Below are 21,466 nucleotides of genomic sequence, written 5' to 3'. Positions count from 1 at the left end.
TCCGCGATTCGCTGATCGGGACCGACTTGGTGGCGCGTGCCGACGAACGCCCGGAGGGCGTGAGTCGCACGCGCGAGGGAGCGGTGAGCGCTCGCGGAGCGCGAACCGCGAGGCTGGGGAGGCGTGAGGTTGCGGTCGCGGCGTGGGGCTTCGGCGGTGTTCGCTGACGACTTATCGGCAATCAGTCATCCGCAGTCACCCGACGCGTCAGCGACGGGGATTCCGGTTCAACCGCCGCTATTTACACATCGAAGAGCCGCTCGGCGTCGTCCGCCTGCCGGCGGTAGATGCCCCGCCCCTTCAGCCGCGGGACCTCGTGACGGTGGAGCCGCTCCGCCTCGGTGTCGTACACGAGCGGGAACACGTTCGTCCGTCGCTTCGCGACCGTGAACCCGGACATCGCGTCGAGCAGCGCCGCGTCCGGGTCCGGCGTCGCGAGCGTCACGTAGCCGACGGGCGTCGGCGCCTCGCCGCCGTCGGCGCGTCCCGGGCGGGGGTCGACGGTGTCGGCCAACACGTCGCGGAGCGCCGCCGCGGCGTCGAGCAGCGTCTCCGCGTCTGTCCCGTCGGCCTCGACGAGCGTCGCCAGCACGACCACCTCGCCGAGCGTGTCGTCCGTCTCGCTGGTCGCCCACAGCCGCTCGAACGCGTCCGTCCGCTCGTCGACCGCCTCGAAGCCGTGCTCGCGCCGGTTCGCCGCGACCGCCGCCCGGTAATCGGAGATGTCCATGTGACACCCACGATCCGCATGGTAAAAAATGACACACACGATCGGCGGGCGGACCCCCGACAACAAGGCTATACGCGCGCCGGTGCTGTCGGACCTGTGACACCGACTCGACGGCGGTACCTCCGCGGCGTGTGCGGGGCGAGCGCGGGCGGACTGCTCGCACTCGCCGGGTGTGCGTCGACGGGCTCCGACGGCGGCGGTCCCGGCAGCGACGGGTCCGACAGCGACGGCCTGCCGGGGTCGGACGGGAACGACACCGACGCCGGCGGGACGCGCCCCGAGGGGACCGGCGGCCCGGGCGTCTCGATCGTCGCCACTGACGGCGACGCGGACTTCCCGGTCCGGCCGAGCGTGGCGGTCACGCGCGAGGCCGCGACGACCGACCACCCGCCGCAGTTGCGCACGACGCTGACGAACGCGGGCGACGAGCGGGTGCGCGTCGGCGAGGGGCGCGCCGTCCACTTCGAGTACGTCTCCGACGCCGACGGCGCGCTCGTCTGCCTGCCGGGCGACGGCGAGTACCCCGCCGAACCCGACTGCTGGCGGCTGACCGACGCGATCGCCACGACCGAGGAGTACCGGACGTTCGCGCTCGACCCCGGCGAGTCGAGCGAGCGGCTCGTCGACCTGTACGCGACGCCGGGCGAGGACGCCTGCCTCCCGGTGGGCGAGTACCGGTTCGAAACGACGGTGTCGGTCGTGGCCGACGACGCCGAGCCCCGGTCGTCGGCGGCGTGGGGGTTCTCGGTAGTGCTGGAGTGACCGCCGGACGCCGATCGGCTCCGCGGTCGCCGCGGGAAATATATATCCCCCAATAGCCCTCTTAGGAAGCGTTAATCACGCGGGTCGAAACGAACGGGTATGAACGACGACGCCGTGACGTTCGGGTTCGTCTGCGTCCAGAACGCCGGCCGCAGCCAGATGTCTGCGGCGTTCGCGGAGCGCGAGCGCCGCGAGCGCGGCCTCGACGACCGCGTCGAGGTCGTCACCGGCGGCACGCACCCGGCCGAGGAGGTCCACCCCGAGGTCGTGGAAGCGATGGGGGAACTCGGAATCGACCTCTCCGACCGCGTCCCCCGCGAGGTCTCGACCGCGGAGCTGAACGCCTGCGACATCGTCGCCACCATGGGGTGCTCGACGCTGACGCTCGCCGACGGCGTCGAGGCCCGCGACTGGGCGCTCGACGACCCGCACGGGCAGGAGATCGAGCGCGTCCGCGAGATCCGCGACGAGATAGAGGAGCGGGTCGTCGCCCTCTTCGACGAGTTCCTCGACGAGGCGTAGGTGGCGCCGGACTTCGAGGCCCGGGGCTCGCGGTGGAGTTCGGAAGATAGTCCCGGGCGGATTCGAACCGCGAGGACTCGCTGCGCTCGTCCTCTGGGTTCGAACCCCTGAGGATATTTGCGCCTCACGAGATTGTTCGGCGCAAAATAGTCCCGGGCGGATTCGAACCGCCGTCAATGGCTGACTTCGGGCATCCGACGGGGCGTTCCAGCAGAAACGCCCAACAGCCGCGTGTGAGTCGCGGACGCGGACGGATTCCCTCCAAAGGCCATTATGATTGGCCACTACACCACGGGACTGCGAGTTTGGCTAACCGGCGGGCACTCAAGTACGTTACTCTCCGCGGCGCGTCGGGAGCGTCTCCCGACTACGCGCCCTCCTCGATCCGGTCGAAGCGCTCCTCGAAGTTCTCCCGACAGGAGCCGCAACAGAAGTGGTACAGCGTCCCGTCGATCCGGGCCGACTCCCCCTCGGCGGTGACGGTGTTCCCACACTCGACGCACTCGACCGCGAGGTCCGCGTCGCCGACGGCGGGCGACCACTCGTGGGCGTCGAGCGGTCGGACCGACAGCTCGGTCACGGCGTCTAAGCCGACCGCGTCGTCGACGAGGTCGCGGGCGGTCCCCTCCTCGACGCGCGCGACGACCGTCACCTCGCCGTCGGCGGTGAGGAAGGCGTGTTCGACGCGCTCGTGGGCGGCGACCGCCTCGTGGACGCGCTCGGCGTCCGCGGGCGCGACGGCGAGCGTCGCGAGGACCCGCAGCCCGTCGGAGAGCGCGTCGCCGTCGATCCGGAGCGTGAACCCCTCGATCACGCCCACCTCGCGGAGGCGGTCGACGCGGTCCGACACCGCGGGCGCCGACAGGTCCACGCGCTCGGCGATGTCGCTGTACGGGCGCCGCGCGTCGGCCAGCAGCAGCCGGATGATCTCCCGGTCCGTCTCGTCGAGGGTGCGCATGGGCGGGCGTTCGACCGGCGCGGGCAAAAGCGGTCCGGGCGGTCGGGCGACGCGAGCACGACCCCGGGAACCGGTCGCCTGCGGGGGCGACAGAAAGGCAGTTGTGTCCGCGGCGGCTACGGTCGCGTATGACGACGATAGACGTCGACGGCATGTCGTGTTCCGGCTGCGAGGACAACGTGACCGACGCACTCGGCGAGCTGCCGGGCGTCGAGTCCGCGAGCGCCGACCACGAGGCGGGGACCGCGACCGTCGAGGGCGACGTGGACGTCGACGCCGTCGTGGCCGCCATCGAGGACGCCGGCTACGAGGCCTCGGCGTAGGCGACGGGTCCGAGCCGAGCGCGATCGGATTTTTGTTACTAGGTGGCACGACTCGCACGCGCAGCGCGAGCAGAGCATCATACCCGGCGGGGTCCGCCCCGGCCGACGCGACCGACGCGACGGAGCGTCCCGGGATCGTCGCACCTATGTCCCGGAGTCGCGCTCGCGGTGACATGGACACCGTACTTGTCACGGGAAGCGCCGGCGGCGTCGGCGCGCGGACGGTCGACGCGCTCGCCGACGCGGGCCGCGAGGTCGTCGCCGTCGACCGGCGGACGCCCCCGAGCGATGAGCGCCGCGACGGCGTCGACTACGCGGCGGCGGACCTCACCGACTACGGGGAGACGCGACAGGTGATCGAGGCGGCCGCGCCCGACGCGGTCGTCCACCTGGCCGCGATCCCGCACCCCGAGGACCACGCCGGCTCGCGGGTGTTCGCGAACAACGTCGAGAGCGCGTACAACGTCTTCGACGCGGCCGGCGCCGCGGGCGCCCGGATCGCGTGGGCGTCGAGCGAGAGCCTCTACGGCACCGTCTTCGCCGACGACGACTGGCTCCCAGACCGCCTCCCGATCGACGAGGCGACGCCGACAGAGCCGGAGGACCCGTACGGCCTCTCGAAGGTCGTCGGCGAGGAGATCGCGGCCGCGGCCGCCCGCCGCCACGGCGTCCCCGTCGTCTCGCTGCGCCTCTCGTGGGTGACCTACCCGGGCGACGAGCGGCGCCGCGAGGCACGGGAGACGTTCGACCCCGCGACCGCCGACCCGAGCGGCAACTGCTGGTCGTACGTCGACGTGCGGGACGCGATCTCGGCGATCGAGGCCGCGATCGACCCCGAGACCGCGATCGAGGGCCACGAGGCGGTCCTGATCGTCGCCGCGGAGAACTTCCTCGGCCGCGACACCGCCGCGACGATCGAGGCGGCGTTCGGCGACCTGCCCGCCGACTGCGACCTCGACGGCGACGAGTCCGTCTTCGACTGTACGAAGGCGGAGCGGCTGCTCGGGTGGGGGCCGGAACACTCCTGGCGCGACGAGGTCACAAACACCAGCTGACGCCTTCTCTCACGGAATGGCGGGCTTTGTATGAGTTCTATAAACGCTGTTCTCGCCCAATTAGGGGCTAGGATGCCAAATTCTTGAACGTAGGTGATACACGAGAGGTTGACACACAAATTTATATATTTTGAAACTACTTGTGAAACATTGTCATGTCGCGGCGTACAGATCGGCCAGGTCGCCCCCAGAACGAACAAACAGACTGGCGGGACCGGGACAGTCGCGAACACCGGGGGGATCGGGACAGAAGACAGAAAGGAAGACTATCCGAGCGATCACCGCGCCACGCCGGATCTCGACGGCTCCGAAGTGCGAATCGAAGTTTCCTCTCGGTGTCTGGAATCGCGCTACTGACCGCGACGAAGGCGGCTGACGCGGCTACGACTGCAGTCGGACTCGCGTACGTTCCCGGGGTCTACGAGGCGAACACCGCGGTCGCGTTCCTGGTCCAGCAAACAGGCGTCGCTACCGGACTTCTCGTTACCTCCTTCGCGGTCGTGATCGCGATAACACTCGTCACCGAAGTCGCTTCTATCACCGTGTGTGCGCGTCGGTCAGACGCCCACCTCGCAGCGGTGATCCGCTTGGTGGGATACGGCCTCCCGTCTGTGCTGTTCGCGGCTGTGTCGATGTACAACGTCACTAAACTGCTGGCCGGTATCGAAGCAGCACAGCTGTTTTGACAGTACTCTGACGGCTAACACGCAGGTCCGTAGCAGGTGTTCACTTACGGTTCGACGGCGGGGAGGGTCGACCGTTAGTCCGGAGTGTCGGTTTTGAGAATGGGTTCCACGGCGTCGACGCTTCGATGTCCCGGAACTGTTTATCACACGAGGGGCACGACGCCTCCGACAACATCGACAGATCGACGGTCATGTCGCAGTTTTCGCAGCGTCCGGTATCGATTCCCTTTCGGACCGCCTGCTTTCGGAGCGTGTCGAGCGCCTCGCGGTCCTGTTTGGCGTCAACCATGGTATCGACGGAACTCGAAAGGTCGGTCACCCGGCCGTCAAACTCACGAACCGTATCAAGGATTTGGCTAAATAGGGCCTCGATCTGATCGAATTCCTCGTCGATCCACGTCTCGAACTCGGCTTGCGTCTCTTCAACGTCTTCAAGCCTCGCTTCGACGGAGTCGATTCGGTTTGCTAAATCGCCGTCATCCTGATCCACGCGAGATTCGAGCGACTGGATCTCGCTGTGAAGCCGGGTCACGTCGTCGGAAAGCCGGTCAGTAAACTCCTCTTGTCTGGATCGCTGCTGCTCGACATCGAGCGAGAGGTCAGCGACCTGCCGTCGCATCTCGGCGACCCGTCTGGTGAGTTCGACCTCTGTCGGGCTGAGGTCATCTCGAGGGTCGAGGTCGTCCGGGCTGATTCGGTCTCCCGACTCCGAGTCCGATGAATTCGGTGTGGACGCCTCGTTGCTGCCCGGCGTCTCCGTTTCAGACGGCGCATCGTTCTCGGTTGGTCTCCCCCGAGGCGGGTTCCAATCTTGGTCCTTCTCTGACGCTGTGTTTCCCGGAGCAGACGCAGAATCAAGGGCGATGTCGCCCATCTCGTCGAGGGCCCAGAATGCGGAAACAAGTTGGTTCAGGAGTTCGTGTTCCGTCATACCTCGGGACTCCGCGGTGTGTTTCACCCACTGCTGGAAGGTATCGGCGTCGACCGCGGTGTCGTTTTCGTTGTCCCGAGTACCCATTACGTCAGTAAGCTACGAGATTTGCCTGTTTAATTCTTGGGTGTTGACGCTTACTCGCGGCGAAATAGGCGTCTTGGGGGATTAAGCTCCACCGAGAGTTGGTTAAAAACGTCTGATTCCGTAGAAAACTGGAATAGCCCGCGCTGAATCCGTTCGGTTACGATAGTTTTATAATATGAAACTACTAGTACGATAAATAGTATCAGGATGTCAGAACGCGACGGCCGCCTCATCGTGCGGGCCCGATCCGACCGATGGCCGCAGCCCTCTTTTCCGTCCCGACAGCGAACCGCGTCGGAGGACGACCACCGACAGCCATCGGCGACGCGGAACGAGCGTCGCCCGCAGACGCTTCCCCGGCAATGACTGGATCCGACGGGTCCGACGAAGAGCCCTCGGGAAACCGGTCCGATCGCGCCAGCAGGTTCAGCGAGATCGCCTCTGAGTTCTCCGACGAGTTCGACGTACAATCGGAGGGCGGCCCCGATCCAGACCGCGAGAGCGAGTCACCGGATACCGACGCCGACACAGGCGATCGAACGGGCGAATCGAACGCCGACAACTGGGAGTGGATCGGCGACGGCGAGTCCGAGGTTGCGACCGATCGAAGCCCGTCCGCGTCGCGAGCGAGCAATGCCTCAGAAGGATCGAACAGCGGCAGTCGGCTGTGGAACGGCGCGCAGATGGACGACAAACCGGTCGAGAGGGATCCGACAGACAGTGAACCGATCGGAAGTGGGCCTACAGACAGCAAACCGACTGAGGACAGACCGACAGACGACGAATCAGTCTGGGACAGTTCAACGGAGGACGACAAATCGGTCTGGGGAAGTGTAACGGACGACGAATCGGTCAAGGACAGTCCGACGGGAGGCGGCACGGAGCAGACCACGGTTGACGCGGCCGGAGCAGGATCCGAACCGAGCCCGAACAGGAGAACCGACACGACGAGCTCAGACGGAAGCACCGACGCGGCGGGCAACCGGATCTGGAACGAGAGCGTGACGGCGAAAGAGCCCTCCACGACAACCAGAACAGCTCGCGCGCCGTCAGACGGAGGCGTGTCGACTGAGTCCCCAGTGACCGACACCCCGGGAGCGCCGGACGCGTCCGGCCTCACAGAAGACGAGTCGGTCCTTGACGGTGATCGATTCGACCGCGGAACGAACGTGCTGATCCAGTCGGAGTCGCGGGCGGAACGGACCCAAGACGGCTGTCACGAGCTGCTGTTTGGGCGCGGAAGCGACCGTGATCCGTACGTGCTGCTCGTCCGCTACCAGCCGATGGACGGCGAACGGCTGGAAGGCATCGCCTCGAAGGGGCATCGTGTCCACGTGATCTCTGTCGGGTACGCGCAGTCGGTCCCCCCCACAGCTGATGGAACGGTCGAGGTCACGCAGATCAACAATCCGAACGACATTACCCGGCTCGGGATTGTCGTCTCGAGACTCACACAGGAGTGGTCGACCGACGACCGCGAGATACGCGTCTGTTATGACTCGCTGAACGTCCTGCTGAACTACCGAGATGTGAAGAACGTGTTCCGATTCCTCCACGTGTTTCTCAGTACGTTCACCAAGACGGACGCCGTCGCACACTTTCACGCCGACCCGCTCGAAGGCGATCCGCAGTCGATTAACACGCTCAAGCCACTGTTCGACGAGGTCGTCTCGATGGACTCAACCGGAACGTACGTAGAATAAATGAGCGTGGATAGACCAGAGACACCGCAGAAAGCGCCCGTTGAGATATCGCCGTGAGCGACATCGATCGATCACTCCGGATCCGCGCCTTCTTACAGAAGTGGTCGGGCGTCCTCCTTGCTCTGCTCCTCATTCTCGCCGCAGTCGGCGGGTGGTGGAGCTATCAGGTCCACGCGACGCAGGAAATCGAACGTGAACAGGTCACCGTCGAACAGTGGAGCGAGTCGACGGCGTACGAACACAGCGCGGTGATCACGAACGACTCCCTCGTGTTCAATGAGGGGGAACGCGTCCGAGACCGACCGGTGTACTACGTGAATCTATCTAGGGAACTCGACGTGACGTACGTGTACGAACACACGGCCGAGACCGGCTCGGTGAACGTCACCACCGATGTCCGGCTCCAGTACCGCGGGGTCGAGGGAGAGACAGTGCTCTGGCAGTACGCCGAGCCGCTGGCAAGCGGCCAAGACGAGGGAGTTACGAACGAGGACAACCACACCGTCGACGCGGCCGTAGAGATCGAGTCCGTGTTCGAGACGATCCGAACGATCGAACAGCAGCTCGGCGTAGCCGGAACGATAGAGATCCGGATCGTCGCGGTGTCGTCCGTCGAGGGGACGCTGGGGGGGCAGTCGGTGAGCGAGACCTACGAGAGCACGATGCCGATGACGGTTAACCCGCAGACGTTCCGCGTGCTGGAAACGAACACCGTCGACGAGCCGGGTCAGCGAACGGAGACGGTCGAGCGGCCGGTCGATCCGGGGACAGCCGAGGCAGTCGGGTCGATCCTGCTTGTGCTCCTCGGAGTCGGCGGCGCTTTGGGTCTGGTTTTCGCGCAGCGGAGCGGGTATGCCACCGTCTCTCCCGAAGAGCGTGAACTCCTAGAGATCCGACAGCAGGAACAGGAGTTCTCCGAGTGGATAACCAACGGGACGTTCCCTTCGGAACGCGACTACGAGGCGACGATCCTCGTCGACGACTTAGAGGGGTTAGTCGACGTCGCGATAGACACGAACAAACGCGTCATCAAAGACGAGCAGCTCGGGGTGTGTACGGTCCTCGACGGCGAGTTCGCGTATTTGTACGTCCAACCAGACTCGCCCGCGAGCGACTGGCTCGTCAACTACGCCGACATGACGATGGACGAGTTCCAAGAGTTCGACTTCTGAGTCAGTGGTTTCGTTCGGCGACAGTGCGGTCCAGCTTTCGCGAGGGGGTAGCCCGGCTCATGTCCGGGACGTTCGGTACCGCGGTCACGAGGCGCTCACGGCGGTTCGTCGATGTCGCCGAGGCGGTACCGCCGACTCTGTATCACCTGTGCGATGGAGGAAGCGAGGAACACTCCGACGATGACGGCCGCCCACCCGAGCGCCGGAACCGGCTCCGTGGGGACGAACCCAGTCCAGATACCGCCGAGGACGACAGCCGACAGAAGCGAGATCCCGAGGTAGTAGACCCCCCACGGGATCGACCCTTCGGGGACCACGTCGAGATAGACGTCGAGCGTTTTGGCCTCCTCGGTGAGCTCGATTTCGTCGCCCTCATATTCAATCATCCCGGCATCGGCCAGCCGGTCGAGGTGGGTCTGCTGGAGCGAGGTGTACACGCGCTTGCGCTCGGCGGAGGTGAGCTCGGGGACGGACTTGTCCTGCTCCCGGGCAGCCACCTGCTCGGCGAGATCGGAGAGGGTGATCGGATCGTCGGCCTGTTTACAGAAGTGGATCACGTATCGGCGGCGGTGGTTGCTCAGCAGGTCGTAAAGCTCGTTTTTTTCCGGAGGCGTATATTTCCGTTGCTCGCTGGTCGACACGCTACGTCACCTCCAGCGATATCCGCGTCCAGGCGAGCGTCTCGCACATGTGAGTCACTGCCGTCATTTCTGCGCCTCTCGTCGCTTGAGATTGGAGGCCACAGGCCGGCCGGAAACGAGCGCTCGCCCGAACCCCGAAGACCAACGTATGCTCCCACACATACTGTCAAATAGGCTATCTTGAGTCGATATAATTATTTGGGTGTGCCGCCGGACTCACTTGATCCCGAGCGCGCTCGCGACCGCGTCCGTGTCGGCGATGTCGATCGCCGCGGCGTCGTCGCGAAGCGAGCGGAACCGCTCGACGTGGCCGTTGATCGTTTCGGCGTCGGCGTCGTCTCGAGCGGCTCGCGCGGCCGAGAGCGCGGCGTTCGTCGCGTCGGCTTGGAGCGCGGTCTCGTCCACAGCGGTCTCACAGATGTCCGCCGTCTCGCCCGCATCAATCTGGGCCGCGAGGTCTGCGGCCTCAGCGAAGCCGTCCTCGGCTTCCTCGTAGCCGGAGAGCGCGGTTTCGATCGCATCGACCGCGTCTGCGTACGCCTCCTGATTGAACGCGGTGACCCCCTCGTCGCGGGTCATCGTCGCGTCGTTGCGGGCGCCGAGCGCGTTATCGTACTTCGTGACAATCTCGCGGGACTGACTGTTGCTTCCGCCAGTACCGCCGTCTCCGCCGATTTCATCCGGGAGTGTGTCGAGACAGCCAGCGATCGAAGAGAATCCGAGTGACACGGTGGATGTGATCGCAGCTCGCCTACCGATCATGATTCCTAAACTACCAATTTGTCTGCTTCCACGCAGCCGAATTACTTGAATTCAGGGGAGAGTTGGAGGGCGGTGTTCAGGTGAGAACGAAAATGGGTGGTAGTGCGTTCCGAATTGAATGGCGGTTCCCGATTTTCGGGGTGCTACACACTAGGTTAGATGTCGTCGGTGCTACTCAAGGTACCAAACTGGAGCTCCTTGACTAGCTGAACAGTGTCGTTCGCGCCTCCGTCACCGAATACGTCTGCTTTTCCGGGCGTTGCGATGTCTCTGATCGTTCCTGCGTGGCCACTCAGATCGACGGTGAGGTCGATTGAGACGATATCACCGGTGTCTACGGTGACACCGTTATTCGCGACAGTCTGATTGTCCGGATTAGACGGCGGGTCAGTAGAACTGCCTGTCGATATTTGACTGCCACCGTTTACCTTGAACTGGAAGATGTCCCACACGCTGGTCGTGTTCAGTTCCTCGGTGCCAGGCGAGCTAGAGACGGAACTACCGAAGTCGTTAAACTTGATACCGACATCAAGTTCCTCTGTTCCGGGGTTCCGAATCTGGAGTACCTCGGAGAATGTCCCTTTGTACGGGTCACCAACAGCGCTGTTAACCGCAGCGTTAGAGTGATTCCGGCCGACCCGATTCGGAACAGCCAGCTCGATGCGGAACGGGTCCCCGTCGTCACCGTTCGGTCCCCCAACGACGCCGTCGCTGACGTACATCGCGGGCAGGTCGTCCGGATCATCGATCGCACCGTTGAGTCCTGAGCTGTCCACTCCGTCGAACAGTTCATTACCGCCAGCGATATATGGCGGATCGGTTGCTCCGTAGTCGTAGTCTCCAGTTTGGCCCCCGTCTCTAAACGCTGGACCCGCCTCGATAGCGATGTCGTCCTCGACAACGACCCGCATGTCTGCCGTCGCGTTCGCACTAGCATTGAACGCCGCCGACGAGAAGACCGCGCCGCTCCCTGTTGCTAACGCCCCGAGACCGATCACCATACTGCGTCGCTTAACCATGTGGCTTCCACCTATTTGCCTACTGTAGAGCTATCCACTTAATATTAGGTTACTTGAAACGTTCGAAGGGACGACCTGACCCCGGAAGAGACGACGAGCCCCGTTTCAGGCGGGGCTTGACCGCGAAGGTGGCGATCAACAGACCGACAGACGAGAGTCGAATGGCCCTGCTTTACCCAATATTGCGTGACACGGTACCACACTCAGATTACTGCGTCCGATCATACCTCTCGGTGATCAATCACTCCTCGTTTATCGCAGCTATCTCTAACATGACGCTCGACTGCTCAGGGAGCGTTTCGAGGTCGCCAGGCGCGTCGCTCGCGATCAGATTCACCACGACGCCGAACGTGACCGCATCGCCGGCGTCGAACGTCTCGTCGGGGTCCGCGAGCAGCGTTGTCCGCCCCTCGTCGTCCGTCCGCGTCCGCCCGTCCGCAGAGACCACCCGGAGCGTCTCGGTGACCCCCAACGACTCAGAACCCCCGTCGGTCGCGGAAAACGAGAAAGCGAGCCGGTCGTACGGCACATCGCCGTTGTTCGTCACTTGGACGAGATCCTCGAACCGCGAGATCGCCCGCTGGTTCAGCTGTCTTATCACGATCTCGGTGACTTCGCCGTCGTCGTCAGTGCCGACGTACTCCGCGTTCGCGCGGGCTGGCGTGAGCGTCAATTCCGAGGAGACGATGACCCGGAGGTCCGCCGCCGCGGTCGTACCGGAGAGAAACGAGGCGGAGCTGACGACGGCGCTGCCGAGCGCCATGGAGGCGAGGCCGAGTGCGGTCTGTCGTCGTGTGGGCATCGTGGTTCGGATCGGGAGGTTGCCGCTCGTACCCACCTTCGTCGCTCGACGGCTTTGTATTGGGGGGCTTTCCGTCGTCGTCGCGTGTCATCGAGTTCGAGGCCCCGGTTCAGCCTCGTCGATACTCGTTTCAAGCCCGTCAATACCACTGTTCAGGGAGGTCCCGTAGCCGTTCAAGTGACTCAATACAAAGTGGGTAGGGCCACACGGTGTAGGTATGGCAAGCAGACGAAGCGTCCTGATCGGACTGGGTAGCTTAGTGGCAGGCGGCGGCGCGCTCCTCGGTACGGGCGCGTTCACGACTGTGACGGCAGAGCGGACGGTCAACGTCGAGACGGCGGGAGACGCCAGCGCGTTCCTCGGACTGACGCCCGCGGACCGTGACGGAAGCGGGGGCAACGAGTATGTCGATAGTCCTGGTGATGGCACTATCGAGATAACCCTCGTGAATAACGACGATACCGATGGTAACGCGTCTGGCCTCAATCAGAACGCGAAGACTGTCTTCCGAAATCTGGTCACGATTACGAACAACGGTACGCAAGATGTGGAAACACTCAATCTCGAGTTTATTACCGGTGGTGATCTCACAGAGAGCGAGCTTGACAGCGTATTTGATTTTACTGTTTCCCCTAGCGGAAACGGGAATAACGGCAGCCAATCAACAATAGATAACGGAGACGACGTGATTTCAGACAGCTACTATTCGGATAATTCGCCACTCAGCGCTGGGGAGTCGATTAATTTTGGAATTTCGATTAATTTGCTCGATAGCGGGGTTAGCGATCTGCCTGCGGATGGTAGTTATACGCTTCAGATAACCGCTGAAACTGCGAATACTAACAACTAATATCGTCGGTTCACCACGGCGCCCCGACGAGTCCCGTTCGTTCCAGGCACCGTATTCGATGGCTGGCGACACCGGCTCGCCGCCAAGAATATACGTTAACACCAAGAAAACGGAGATAATCAGCGGTTATCGGTGATTTAGTCCCATGGGTCGAAAACGAAGTCGAGACCGCTCGCGTGGCGGGTCAAGCGGAATCGTCAGCCGCCGCAAAGTCATCGGCGTGCTCGCCGCCGGGGGAATCGGAGCCGCGGCTCTCGAAGGCACTGGTGCTTTCACCACAGTCGACTCACAACGGGATCTCAGCGTCGTGTCGACCGGCGACGACGAGGCGTTCATCGGCGTCGCTGGCGGGCAAGTGAGTGGGTCCGACGGGGATACCGTCGCGCTGTTCCGGCTGACAAACCGGTTCGATCGGCCGCTGACGAGGATTTCGGCGACGGTCGTCAGCTCTGGAAATCCGATCGACCCGGGGACGGTACAGACGCCGGACCGGCTCTCGCCCGGCGGCTCCGGCGACATACGAGCTGCGCTCAACTGCGGCACCGACGGTGCCGTTAAGCTGCGGATCGTCGCCTCCAGCGCGAATCAACGCGTTGAGTTCACGCGGACGGCACAGGTCACGTGCGAGAGTGTCGACGTGTGCGCGCCCCGGGAGCTCCCCTCCGGATGCGTTATTAACAAGGTTCCAAGGAAGTCCACCGACTGTAGCGTCGTAATCGACACGCCGAACCAGATCAAAGAGAATGTGGCGGGCAACACCACGATCGGGGGCGCGGCCGAGTTCCGCTCGGAGAGCCAAGTCGACCTGAAGCTCAGGGGGAATTCGACCGTTCGAGAGTATCTCAGGATCGACACGCCGAGTCAGATCGGCTTGGACATTGGCGGCAACAGTCGCGTCCAAGGCGTGATCAAACTACAGACGGAGTCGCAGGTCGAGTTCAACGTGTCGACGCCCGTCGGTGGAGGGGTCTGCGTCGAGAACGCGGGAGAGGTGACGTTCTCACCGCGCGGCGCCGCGATCAACGGCGGCGTGTCGCTGACCTCCACGGACCAGGTGACCGTCGAGAGTCTAAAGAACGCGACGACGGGTCCGATCACGATCGACGCCGACGGGCAGGTGAAGTTTGCCGGGGCGAAGAACGCAACCGTAACCGGGCCGGTGTCGGTGACTGCGGCAGGTCAAGTCAAGTTGGACAAGCTGGTTGGCGTCTCGACCGGGCCGATAACGGTCGACGCCGACGGACAAGTAGACGTTCTCACCGATAGCGACACAACCCTCGACGGCGGCGTCAACGTCACAGACGCCGGCGGCCAGATCACGCTCGATTTCGCGGCAACAGAGATCGCCGGAGGCGTCACGTTAGCTAACGAGAGCCAGGTGAAAATGTCGCTGACGGACGGCTCGGCCGTTGGGTCCGCCGTTGACATCGACACCGAGAGTCAGGTGGACATCGACCTGACCGGCTCTTCGATCGAGGGCGACCTGAACGTCGACACCGAGAGCCAGGTCAAAATCCATCTGACAGATAGCCAAATAGATGGGACAGTGACGGTCGAGTCGGAGAGTCAGGTCGACGTCGTACTGGACCAGTCGTCAGTCACCGGCGATCTCTCGATCTCGACTCCAAGTCAGATCACCGTTTCTGACTGTTCGGCCGTCCAAGGAGAAGTCAGCCCACAGCGGGCGTGTCAATAGGGATCGTCGTTCTGGTTCCCCCGCGCTTTTATCGGTGACGACGCAGAACGTGACACAAACCGGATGCCCCGGGACGCCGACGCGACGGTCCTGATCATCGAAGACGACCGCGAGGAGGTCGCGGAGTACGCCGATTGGCTGGAGGAGTACGTGGTTCGAACCGCGGTCGACGGCGAGCGTGCGCTCGACGCGCTCGACGCGGATGTCGACGTAGTACTTCTTGACGGCGAGCTCGCTGACCCGACCGCCGAGGAGCTGCTCGGCCGGATCCGTGCTCGTCGCCCTGACTGCCAGATTGGCCTTCTCTCGGGCATGAGCGTCGGCGACGACGTTCTTCGCCTCGACACCGACGAGTACGTTCCGCGGCCGATCGACCGCGACGAGCTCCGAGAGACGGTCGCCCGGCTCGTCGACCACGGGGCCGTGGAGGGCGCCGTCGAGACGTACCTCTCGCTCGTGGCTCGACGCCGACGGATAGAGAACCGACGCGATGACGCGGATCTGGCTGACGACGAGCACTACCGAGAGCTGACCGGCGAGATCGCCACCCGTCAGAGACAAATCAACACACTGCTCGCGGAAATCGGCGACCCGGTCGCGGGTGCGAGCGATGAGACGGGCGCTCCGCCCCCTAGTGGCGCCGAGATGACCGAGAGCGGTGGAGGCGGACCGCTGTACCAAACCCGTCCCCGCGAGTTTTACGGCCTCTGGTTTCTCGCCGTGCTCACGTATGGGGTCGGTGACGTCGTCTCGACGCTGTACGCGACGGTAGCGGTCCCTGGACTTATCGAGGCGAACCCGATCGTCGGGACGCTGCTCTCCTCAAGCGGACTCCCCGGGTTCCTCCTGTTGAAACTACTCGTGTTGTTCGTGTTGATCTCCGTCAGCGTCCAAGGCGCACGACGGCGCGAACGGTTCTCCTACTACTGGCCGCCGGTCGTCGCGACCGGGATCGGACTGTTGCTCACCGGCTGGAACGTTCGCTTAGTGATCGGGGCGTGACCGACGCGGGCACCGAGTCGGTCAGCGCCACCGTCTGATAGCCCGGCGAACGCGGTCAGAGAGGGACAGATCACGGCCGCGATCCCGGAACCGGAACGGGCTGAGCCCGACCGCGAGGATGTACACAACCGTCACCACCGCGACGATCACGGCGTCGATCGCGGCGACGGCGAGAAACGGGTGGACCGCGTGAAGCGAGAAAATAACTGACGCGGGGAGGAACTGAACGTACTGCCACTCTGAGACCGATCTGATGTACGCACCCGTCTCTTCGGGCGCGTGGAGCGTGACCGCCGTTGAGGCAGTCTCCCCGCGAGCCGGAACGAGCGAGTTGTCGGCGACGTCAACGCCGGTGCTAGCCGCGTTTACCGTCGCGATCCGCGGAATGAATCCCTCGTTAGTGAAGTTGTAGCTGTACTCGACCGAGCTGCCGCGTTCGATGACGGTCGGGTCTGAGCTCGGCGTCTGTGAACTCACAATCGTAATGTCGTTTGTCCCCGAGGGAATTATCATGCTTGCGGTCGCCGGGACGGTGATGAGGAGCAGGATCACCGCAAGGATCAAGACCGAGCTCATCTCGCTGCGCCGGTCGCGGGAGCGATCGCCGCGGTCGGATCGGCGGTTCGTTCCGCCGATCCCCTCGGCGACGAGGCTGTACGCGAGCAGCACCACGCCGACGAGGACCATCGACGAGCCGACGTTTCCATCGGCGATTCTTCCCAGTCCGGGGATCCCAGAGAGCGCCGACGCGGCGGCGGAGAATCCCGACTGGAGTGCCAGTGCGACCTGGCCGATCCGCGGGATCACAACCACGTCGCCACCAAGCTCCAGCGCGACAGCAGCGATCTGTGACTCCTGAACCGGCGGCTCGGGACCGTCTTGGTCGGTAAAGGGGTTCGCGTCGCCACGGGTGATGTATCCCTGATCCGTTTCGTCGACAACCCGATGGGTGGTTAAGCCGCCTCCCTGAAGCTCCTGCGCCTCGAACGTGACGACATCACCCTCCTCGATGTCACCGGCGATCGCCGGCGGGACGGCGACGAAGCCGTCGCCGGGAGCCATGTTCGCCGGCTCGGCGTTCATGCTGCCGGTGAGCACGAATCCGAGAACGATCGGCTGGCCGAGCTGCTGACCGACGAGCATGGCGACCATAAGGATGACAAGAAGAGCCGTCAGAGTGGAACCGGCCAGCGATCGGAGATTCATTGTGGCGCGTGCGGGGTGGCGACGCTGGGTTGGTAATAAGACCGTCTCACGTATATGTGGTTCGACGGACCACCTGTCGGTTGATATCTTCTCGTCACTGAGAAGGTGGCTTCCGCTCGCAACGTGGTAGTCACGAACCTACCACTGGTGGCGGCCAGAACGGAGGTCCACACGAGAATCGCACCCACAAGAATGTGAATCGGGAAGCCCCGAACGAGAAAGATGGGGTAGCCAACACGGAGTCGAGTGTGGCCGCGCAAAGAGTCGCTCCGCTGAGAGGGATCTCGCCTGGCAGTTTTACAAAATAAGTCAGCAGACACATACACAATTTTATACAATAACATCTAAACAAATGGTTCGATATTTAACACATGCTGACAATATATCAGTATGCGGAAACCACGGGTCCGCGATGAACAGAGAGTCCCATCATCGACGCAGACCTACGAGAGCAACGCCAAATTGCTTGGACTCCTGCTGTGGGCCCTGGTTGTGGCGCAGATGTCTGTGTTTATTCTTCTTCGCGACCAGCTACGCATCCTCTCTCCAGGAGAAATAGTGTCGTTACTATTCAGTATCGGTAGTGTTGTTGCGGTCATGCTGATTGCTTGGCCACTGCTGTATCGATTACTCAGTGGGTGGCGTCACACAGATCACGATGTGACCGATATTTTCTAAACAATCCAAACGTCGGGGCGAAACCCAGAAGGACCCGATACAGAAGACTGACTGCGAACTATTCACTCGTGGGAGACTCACCTCTAATGAGGTCGGGTCACAGAGCTCTCACAGACGGTATTGTGCTAAGGATCGAAATTAGGCCCACCATATCAGTGGCAAGACGAGAGTCAACGGCTTCAGCTATGAGAGAGACGTAATCCCGAAATTAACAAGCGTCAACATCCGTCAGTCGTTCGGTACAGACCGATCCTGGTGTGTTTCTGTATCTTCAGTCGGGTTCCTCGTGTCGGTGCGAACGATGTCCACAAACCGTGCCGCCGTCTTTGCTGAAAGCTGATCACGAAGCCGTTGGATCAGGTGTGTTCGTCGCCGGACCTCCGTTTGGCTAACCGCACGAACGAGCGAGAGCGCACGACGGAGTTGGGTCTCCTGCCACGACTGCTCACGGGCTTCATACGTACGAATGGCCCGGGCAAATTCGACTTTACTGAATTCTGGCCAATACGGTGTACAAAAATAAACGGCGGCCTCATTTCCGCTCGCATGCCACGGGAGGAAATTTGAGGTGCGTTCGTCTCCGCCAGTTCGGATAACTAAGTCGACATCCTGAACGGGCTGCTGATACAATTGCTCGCCGATCATCTCTGCCGTGATTTCCTCCGGTTTCAACTCACTATCAGCAACTTGTCGTGTGAGCCGCTGTGCTGTCCGCAACAGTTCATTTCGACCGCCGTATGCTAAGGCGATGTTCAGTTTGAGTGTGTCGTACTGTTGGGTTCGGTCTTCAGCGTACGCAACCGCATCGACCACGCGGTCGGGAAGCCGTTGGATTTCACCCAATCCGTGTATCGAGACCTCGTTATCATGAACCAGGTCAGCATCCGCAAACGAATACAGCCGGTCCTCAATGAGATCAAAGAGGTCAGTGAGTTCCTCATCTGGTCGTGCAAAATTCTCTGTTGAGAAGGTGTACAATGTGACTTCAGTAATATCGAACTCGGAACACCAATGTAGCATGTCTTCAGTGGTTTCCGCACCGTGAGCATGCCCATCTGACGGATCAAGACCTCGTTCACGGGCGTACCGCCGGTTTCCGTCCTGGATCACAGCAACGTGATCTGGTGTCAGAGCAAGTGACTGCTTAATCTCGCCAATATAGATGTTGCGAAGCCACTGTCTCGCCCACTTAAACATTTTGTGTGAGTATACCTCATCACGTGTGTTAATTAAGGTGTTCACTTGACATGGTGCGGCGGAGAATTACCGTACCCTGTGTGCTCACGGCTGATGCTGGTCGTCTGTGAGGCGAAACTGCCTTGCTCCAGTACGATTACGTCCCTGTCCATTTCGAAATCACGGTAGAATACGGGGATGTCCACACAGTCACATCGGCCTCGCTGTTGAAATACAGACTCACCGTCGTTTGAAAGTGGAGGTGTAGCGCCGTATTCAGCTCAGACCTGAGATTCAACAGGAAGTGTATGGCTTCAGGAGTTCAGGCCGAAGCTAGTGGGCTTTCACCTCGCTACCGTGAACACAGCCACAGTTCTGTGGGGCCGACGCGAGACGCATGAAGATGCGAGCCAATTAATTAATCAAGCCGCGAGCGGACGTCACACGAGTAACACGCCACACTCCCAAGATTCCTCCAAGCAGTGCGAATCCACCAGCAACAATTCCACCAGCAACGTAGGCATACCCTGGCACCTGGACGAGTCCCTCGAATCCGGTCACAGTAAACGCAAGCTGGTCAAGGGCAGCCGCAAGCGGCGGGGTAAAAGCGATGCCCAGAAGATATCCTCCGAAGGCAATACTGACTGCTTGGACGATCGCAATACCAGCAATACCACGCCGAGTTGCCCCAGTGGCACGGAGCACAGCAAACGGTTTGCGCTGGATGTACACTAACGATAAGAGCAGATTCAATGCGAGCATCCCACCAGCAACTACACCTAACACCACAAGGCTCGTACCGGCAGCGAGTACAACCGCCTGCTGTTGGAGGACCTCGACGAACTGCTCTTGGTTCGTGCGGAACGTATACTCGGGATATGCGGTGGCAAGGTCTTTTCGAACGGCCTCGCGGTCGGCACCGTCGACAGTGCTGATGGTAATCAGGGTTGCGCTATCATCATACGCATTACCAGTAAGCGTCTGGAGTTCGCTCAGCCGCAGGGTAACAGTGGATGTCCCCAAGAAATTCGAGAAAGTGGGCGAGACCCCCACAATTTCGAACTCGTGAGCGCGGGCACTCGCAATGGTCCCACCGACGTGGATGGAATCTCCGACAGTCACGTTGTGTTGCGCGGCAAACTCAGGCGAAACCAGCGCTTGATGAGTGAAATTCCCGCTGTAATTGCCATCAGCGTAGTGTGTATTTGGACCAGTAAATCCCTCGCCGGCTGTTATGCGGACGGAACCACCTGCTCCTGGTGTTCCGCTGCCAACAATCGTCTCGAACTCTTCACCGTCAGTGCTGACGTAGACAACTTGGAATGCCAGTGGGACTGCTGTTTGGACATCCTCGTGTTGTTCGATCTGTGTAGCGACTGTGTGTGCGTTTGGAACTGGATTTTGGAAGCCGCCAACAGAGCCGGGCGCGAGATTGATTGGACCGCCGGTAACCCACAGATCACGGTCTGCTTCGTTGAATAACTCATTTCCAGTTTCGGTGACGCCCGTCCCAACACCAGCAAGCAGGGTCACAGATAAGACGGCAAGCGCAATACCGATGACAGCAAGGACAGTTCGGGTTTTATCCCAGCGGAGCTGTCGAAAGGCAATCCATATCTGCCCGAAAATCTGTCTGAGTCGTGTGTTCATGAGCGAGTGAGTGCTGCCAACACGTCTGTCTGTGTTGTGAGGTACAACGGGTACGGAACAGCAAACACGCCGACCGCGACGGCTGCGGCCAGCGCATACAGGATGATACCGGGTGTGAGTGTCGCCAGCGTCGTAACACCAACAAACTCCGCAATAGCGACGTTCAGACCAACAACTCCGACACTCCCGAGAGCAACGCCAAGCAGCCCGCCAAGCACGGCAACAGTAACTGTCTCCGTAATGACAACCAGAACCCGAGCCCGTGCCGAGAAGCCGACAGCGCCGAGAATGGCTATCTCTTGACGGCTCGCAGTTAGCTCTAAGCCCATCATTGTCGCGACGAACGCGACCCCAATCCCCCCAGCAACGACAGTGGCAGCCAGCGCCATTGCGAGCGGTAAGCTCGTGGTCGATGTCTCTGCGCCAGTCAGCCCGACGCGTGAAACCACGCTCGTCCCCGGATAAATATCAGTAAGCAGTGAGTGAACGCTGGGGTCAGTCGTACTCACCAGAATCTGGTCAGCGGTATCACTGCTGGTCTGGCCCGTGAGTGTTTGAAGTTCAGCAAGCGGCATCACAACCGCTGGCACCTCACCCACGCCAGCGTCGAGATCCGTGTCTGTCACGTGGGAGACGGTCCCAGTTCGGGTGCTCCCACCGAGTGTGAGTTCATCCCGTTGTGTCACGTTGAGTTCAGTGGCAACAGCAGGGGAGATGACCATCTGTCCTGTCCACGGCCCAGCGTATGACCCGTTGTCATAATGGACGTATGAGTCCGCTAATGGTGTCGTATTGAGTCCAGCAACATGTCGCCCGGATTCGGGGATCACGCCCAGCGCGAGGACATACGTCTGCTCGTTGGTTGCTGGGTGCCGAAGCTGAATCGGGGTGATCGCAACGGGAGTGACATAGTCAATCCGTGAATCCGCGCGTAACTGGGCCGTAATGCGATGGACCTCGCTCAGTTGGGCTCCCTCTGCGTTGAGTGGGACGCTCCCTGCGCCCGACTCGTCAGGGACGATCCAGTAGTCGATATCCTCACTCTGGACGGTTGC

General features: G+C 61.9%; 21 protein-coding genes and 1 tRNA gene. 10 read left to right on the top strand and 12 right to left on the bottom strand.

Translation table 11 applies throughout. The annotated features are described in order from the left end of the window. Positions 1 to 241: 241 nt before the first annotated feature. Positions 242 to 730 carry a hypothetical protein gene (locus EXE44_RS13860; protein ID WP_137717639.1) on the bottom strand — a complete coding sequence of 163 codons (489 nt, stop codon included), beginning with the start codon at positions 728 to 730 and terminating at the stop codon, positions 242 to 244. Positions 731 to 826: 96 nt separating this feature from the next. Between EXE44_RS13860 and EXE44_RS13855 the strand changes: the two genes are divergently transcribed. Beyond that, complete coding sequence (locus EXE44_RS13855; protein ID WP_137717638.1) at positions 827 to 1,492, top strand: hypothetical protein; 666 nt, start codon at positions 827 to 829, stop codon at positions 1,490 to 1,492. Positions 1,493 to 1,591: 99 nt separating this feature from the next. After that, positions 1,592 to 2,014 carry a low molecular weight phosphatase family protein gene (locus EXE44_RS13850; protein ID WP_137717637.1) on the top strand — a complete coding sequence of 141 codons (423 nt, stop codon included), beginning with the start codon at positions 1,592 to 1,594 and terminating at the stop codon, positions 2,012 to 2,014. Between the two features lie 147 nt (positions 2,015 to 2,161). Here EXE44_RS13850 and EXE44_RS20265 read toward each other — a convergent pair. Together EXE44_RS20265 and EXE44_RS13845 are read right to left on the bottom strand one after the other, a co-directional pair. Next, a tRNA-Gln gene (locus tag EXE44_RS20265) sits at positions 2,162 to 2,313 on the bottom strand. A 68-nt stretch (positions 2,314 to 2,381) separates the two neighbouring features. Then, the gene (locus EXE44_RS13845) at positions 2,382 to 2,972 is read right to left on the bottom strand and encodes an AsnC family transcriptional regulator (protein WP_137717636.1); all 591 of its coding nucleotides are present in this window, start codon (positions 2,970 to 2,972) and stop codon (positions 2,382 to 2,384) included. A 128-nt stretch (positions 2,973 to 3,100) separates the two neighbouring features. Between EXE44_RS13845 and EXE44_RS13840 the strand changes: the two genes are divergently transcribed. The 3 genes from EXE44_RS13840 (at position 3,101) to EXE44_RS13830 (ending at position 5,036) form a co-directional block, all read left to right on the top strand. Continuing rightward, positions 3,101 to 3,295, top strand: a complete 195-nt coding sequence (locus tag EXE44_RS13840) for a heavy-metal-associated domain-containing protein (RefSeq protein ID WP_137717635.1) — start codon at positions 3,101 to 3,103, stop codon at positions 3,293 to 3,295. 173 nt (positions 3,296 to 3,468) lie between these two features. After that, the gene (locus EXE44_RS13835; RefSeq protein WP_137717634.1) at positions 3,469 to 4,350 is read left to right on the top strand and encodes an NAD(P)-dependent oxidoreductase; all 882 of its coding nucleotides are present in this window, start codon (positions 3,469 to 3,471) and stop codon (positions 4,348 to 4,350) included. Positions 4,351 to 4,685: 335 nt separating this feature from the next. Then, complete coding sequence (locus EXE44_RS13830) at positions 4,686 to 5,036, top strand: hypothetical protein (protein ID WP_137717633.1); 351 nt, start codon at positions 4,686 to 4,688, stop codon at positions 5,034 to 5,036. 40 nt (positions 5,037 to 5,076) lie between these two features. Here the strand turns inward: EXE44_RS13830 and EXE44_RS13825 are convergent, their stop codons facing one another. Continuing rightward, positions 5,077 to 6,054 carry a hypothetical protein gene (locus EXE44_RS13825; RefSeq protein ID WP_137717632.1) on the bottom strand — a complete coding sequence of 326 codons (978 nt, stop codon included), beginning with the start codon at positions 6,052 to 6,054 and terminating at the stop codon, positions 5,077 to 5,079. Positions 6,055 to 6,416: 362 nt separating this feature from the next. Between EXE44_RS13825 and EXE44_RS13820 the strand changes: the two genes are divergently transcribed. Together EXE44_RS13820 and EXE44_RS13815 are read left to right on the top strand one after the other, a co-directional pair. Continuing rightward, the gene (locus tag EXE44_RS13820; protein WP_137717631.1) at positions 6,417 to 7,757 is read left to right on the top strand and encodes a hypothetical protein; all 1,341 of its coding nucleotides are present in this window, start codon (positions 6,417 to 6,419) and stop codon (positions 7,755 to 7,757) included. 53 nt (positions 7,758 to 7,810) lie between these two features. Continuing rightward, complete coding sequence (locus tag EXE44_RS13815) at positions 7,811 to 8,929, top strand: DUF5305 domain-containing protein (RefSeq protein WP_137717630.1); 1,119 nt, start codon at positions 7,811 to 7,813, stop codon at positions 8,927 to 8,929. 95 nt (positions 8,930 to 9,024) lie between these two features. On the opposite strand, the gene EXE44_RS13810 is transcribed toward EXE44_RS13815, so the two are convergent. The 4 genes from EXE44_RS13810 to EXE44_RS13795 form a co-directional block, all read right to left on the bottom strand. Further along, positions 9,025 to 9,570, bottom strand: a complete 546-nt coding sequence (locus tag EXE44_RS13810; protein ID WP_137717629.1) for a hypothetical protein — start codon at positions 9,568 to 9,570, stop codon at positions 9,025 to 9,027. A 216-nt stretch (positions 9,571 to 9,786) separates the two neighbouring features. Beyond that, positions 9,787 to 10,149 (bottom strand): hypothetical protein, encoded by a 363-nt coding sequence (locus EXE44_RS13805; protein WP_137717628.1) that lies wholly within the window; start codon positions 10,147 to 10,149, stop codon positions 9,787 to 9,789. A 338-nt stretch (positions 10,150 to 10,487) separates the two neighbouring features. Next, positions 10,488 to 11,333 (bottom strand): hypothetical protein, encoded by an 846-nt coding sequence (locus EXE44_RS13800; protein ID WP_137717627.1) that lies wholly within the window; start codon positions 11,331 to 11,333, stop codon positions 10,488 to 10,490. A gap of 259 nt (positions 11,334 to 11,592) precedes the next feature. Beyond that, a complete protein-coding gene (locus EXE44_RS13795; RefSeq protein ID WP_137717626.1) occupies positions 11,593 to 12,189 on the bottom strand; it encodes a hypothetical protein in 597 nt (198 codons plus the stop codon). Positions 12,190 to 12,370: 181 nt separating this feature from the next. Between EXE44_RS13795 and EXE44_RS13790 the strand changes: the two genes are divergently transcribed. The 3 genes from EXE44_RS13790 to EXE44_RS13780 all read left to right on the top strand — a co-directional run bounded on the left by EXE44_RS13790 (position 12,371) and on the right by EXE44_RS13780 (position 15,701). Beyond that, positions 12,371 to 13,003 (top strand): hypothetical protein, encoded by a 633-nt coding sequence (locus EXE44_RS13790; protein ID WP_137717625.1) that lies wholly within the window; start codon positions 12,371 to 12,373, stop codon positions 13,001 to 13,003. A 145-nt stretch (positions 13,004 to 13,148) separates the two neighbouring features. Next, positions 13,149 to 14,699 carry a hypothetical protein gene (locus EXE44_RS13785; RefSeq protein ID WP_137717624.1) on the top strand — a complete coding sequence of 517 codons (1,551 nt, stop codon included), beginning with the start codon at positions 13,149 to 13,151 and terminating at the stop codon, positions 14,697 to 14,699. A gap of 63 nt (positions 14,700 to 14,762) precedes the next feature. Continuing rightward, positions 14,763 to 15,701, top strand: coding sequence for a response regulator transcription factor (locus EXE44_RS13780; RefSeq protein WP_137717623.1), 939 nt, complete (start codon positions 14,763 to 14,765; stop codon positions 15,699 to 15,701). A 21-nt stretch (positions 15,702 to 15,722) separates the two neighbouring features. Here the strand turns inward: EXE44_RS13780 and EXE44_RS13775 are convergent, their stop codons facing one another. From EXE44_RS13775 to EXE44_RS21440, 4 genes are all read right to left on the bottom strand, one after another. Then, positions 15,723 to 16,907, bottom strand: a complete 1,185-nt coding sequence (locus EXE44_RS13775; protein ID WP_137717622.1) for a signal peptidase I — start codon at positions 16,905 to 16,907, stop codon at positions 15,723 to 15,725. 906 nt (positions 16,908 to 17,813) lie between these two features. Further along, positions 17,814 to 18,782 (bottom strand): polyprenyl diphosphate synthase, encoded by a 969-nt coding sequence (uppS, locus tag EXE44_RS13770; protein WP_137706872.1) that lies wholly within the window; start codon positions 18,780 to 18,782, stop codon positions 17,814 to 17,816. 393 nt (positions 18,783 to 19,175) lie between these two features. Next, entirely contained in the window at positions 19,176 to 20,411 is a 1,236-nt protein-coding gene (locus EXE44_RS13765; RefSeq protein ID WP_137694967.1) for an ABC transporter permease, read from the bottom strand. Next, a complete protein-coding gene (locus EXE44_RS21440; RefSeq protein WP_241991837.1) occupies positions 20,408 to 21,133 on the bottom strand; it encodes an FtsX-like permease family protein in 726 nt (241 codons plus the stop codon). Before EXE44_RS21440 ends, EXE44_RS13765 begins: the two co-directional genes overlap by 4 nt. Between the last annotated feature and the right edge of the window lie 333 nt (positions 21,134 to 21,466).

It is taken from the genome of Halorubrum sp. SS7, from assembly GCF_005435055.1.
GTDB lineage: Archaea > Halobacteriota > Halobacteria > Halobacteriales > Haloferacaceae > Halorubrum > Halorubrum salinarum.
This window is presented reverse-complemented; position numbering and strand designations above follow the sequence as displayed.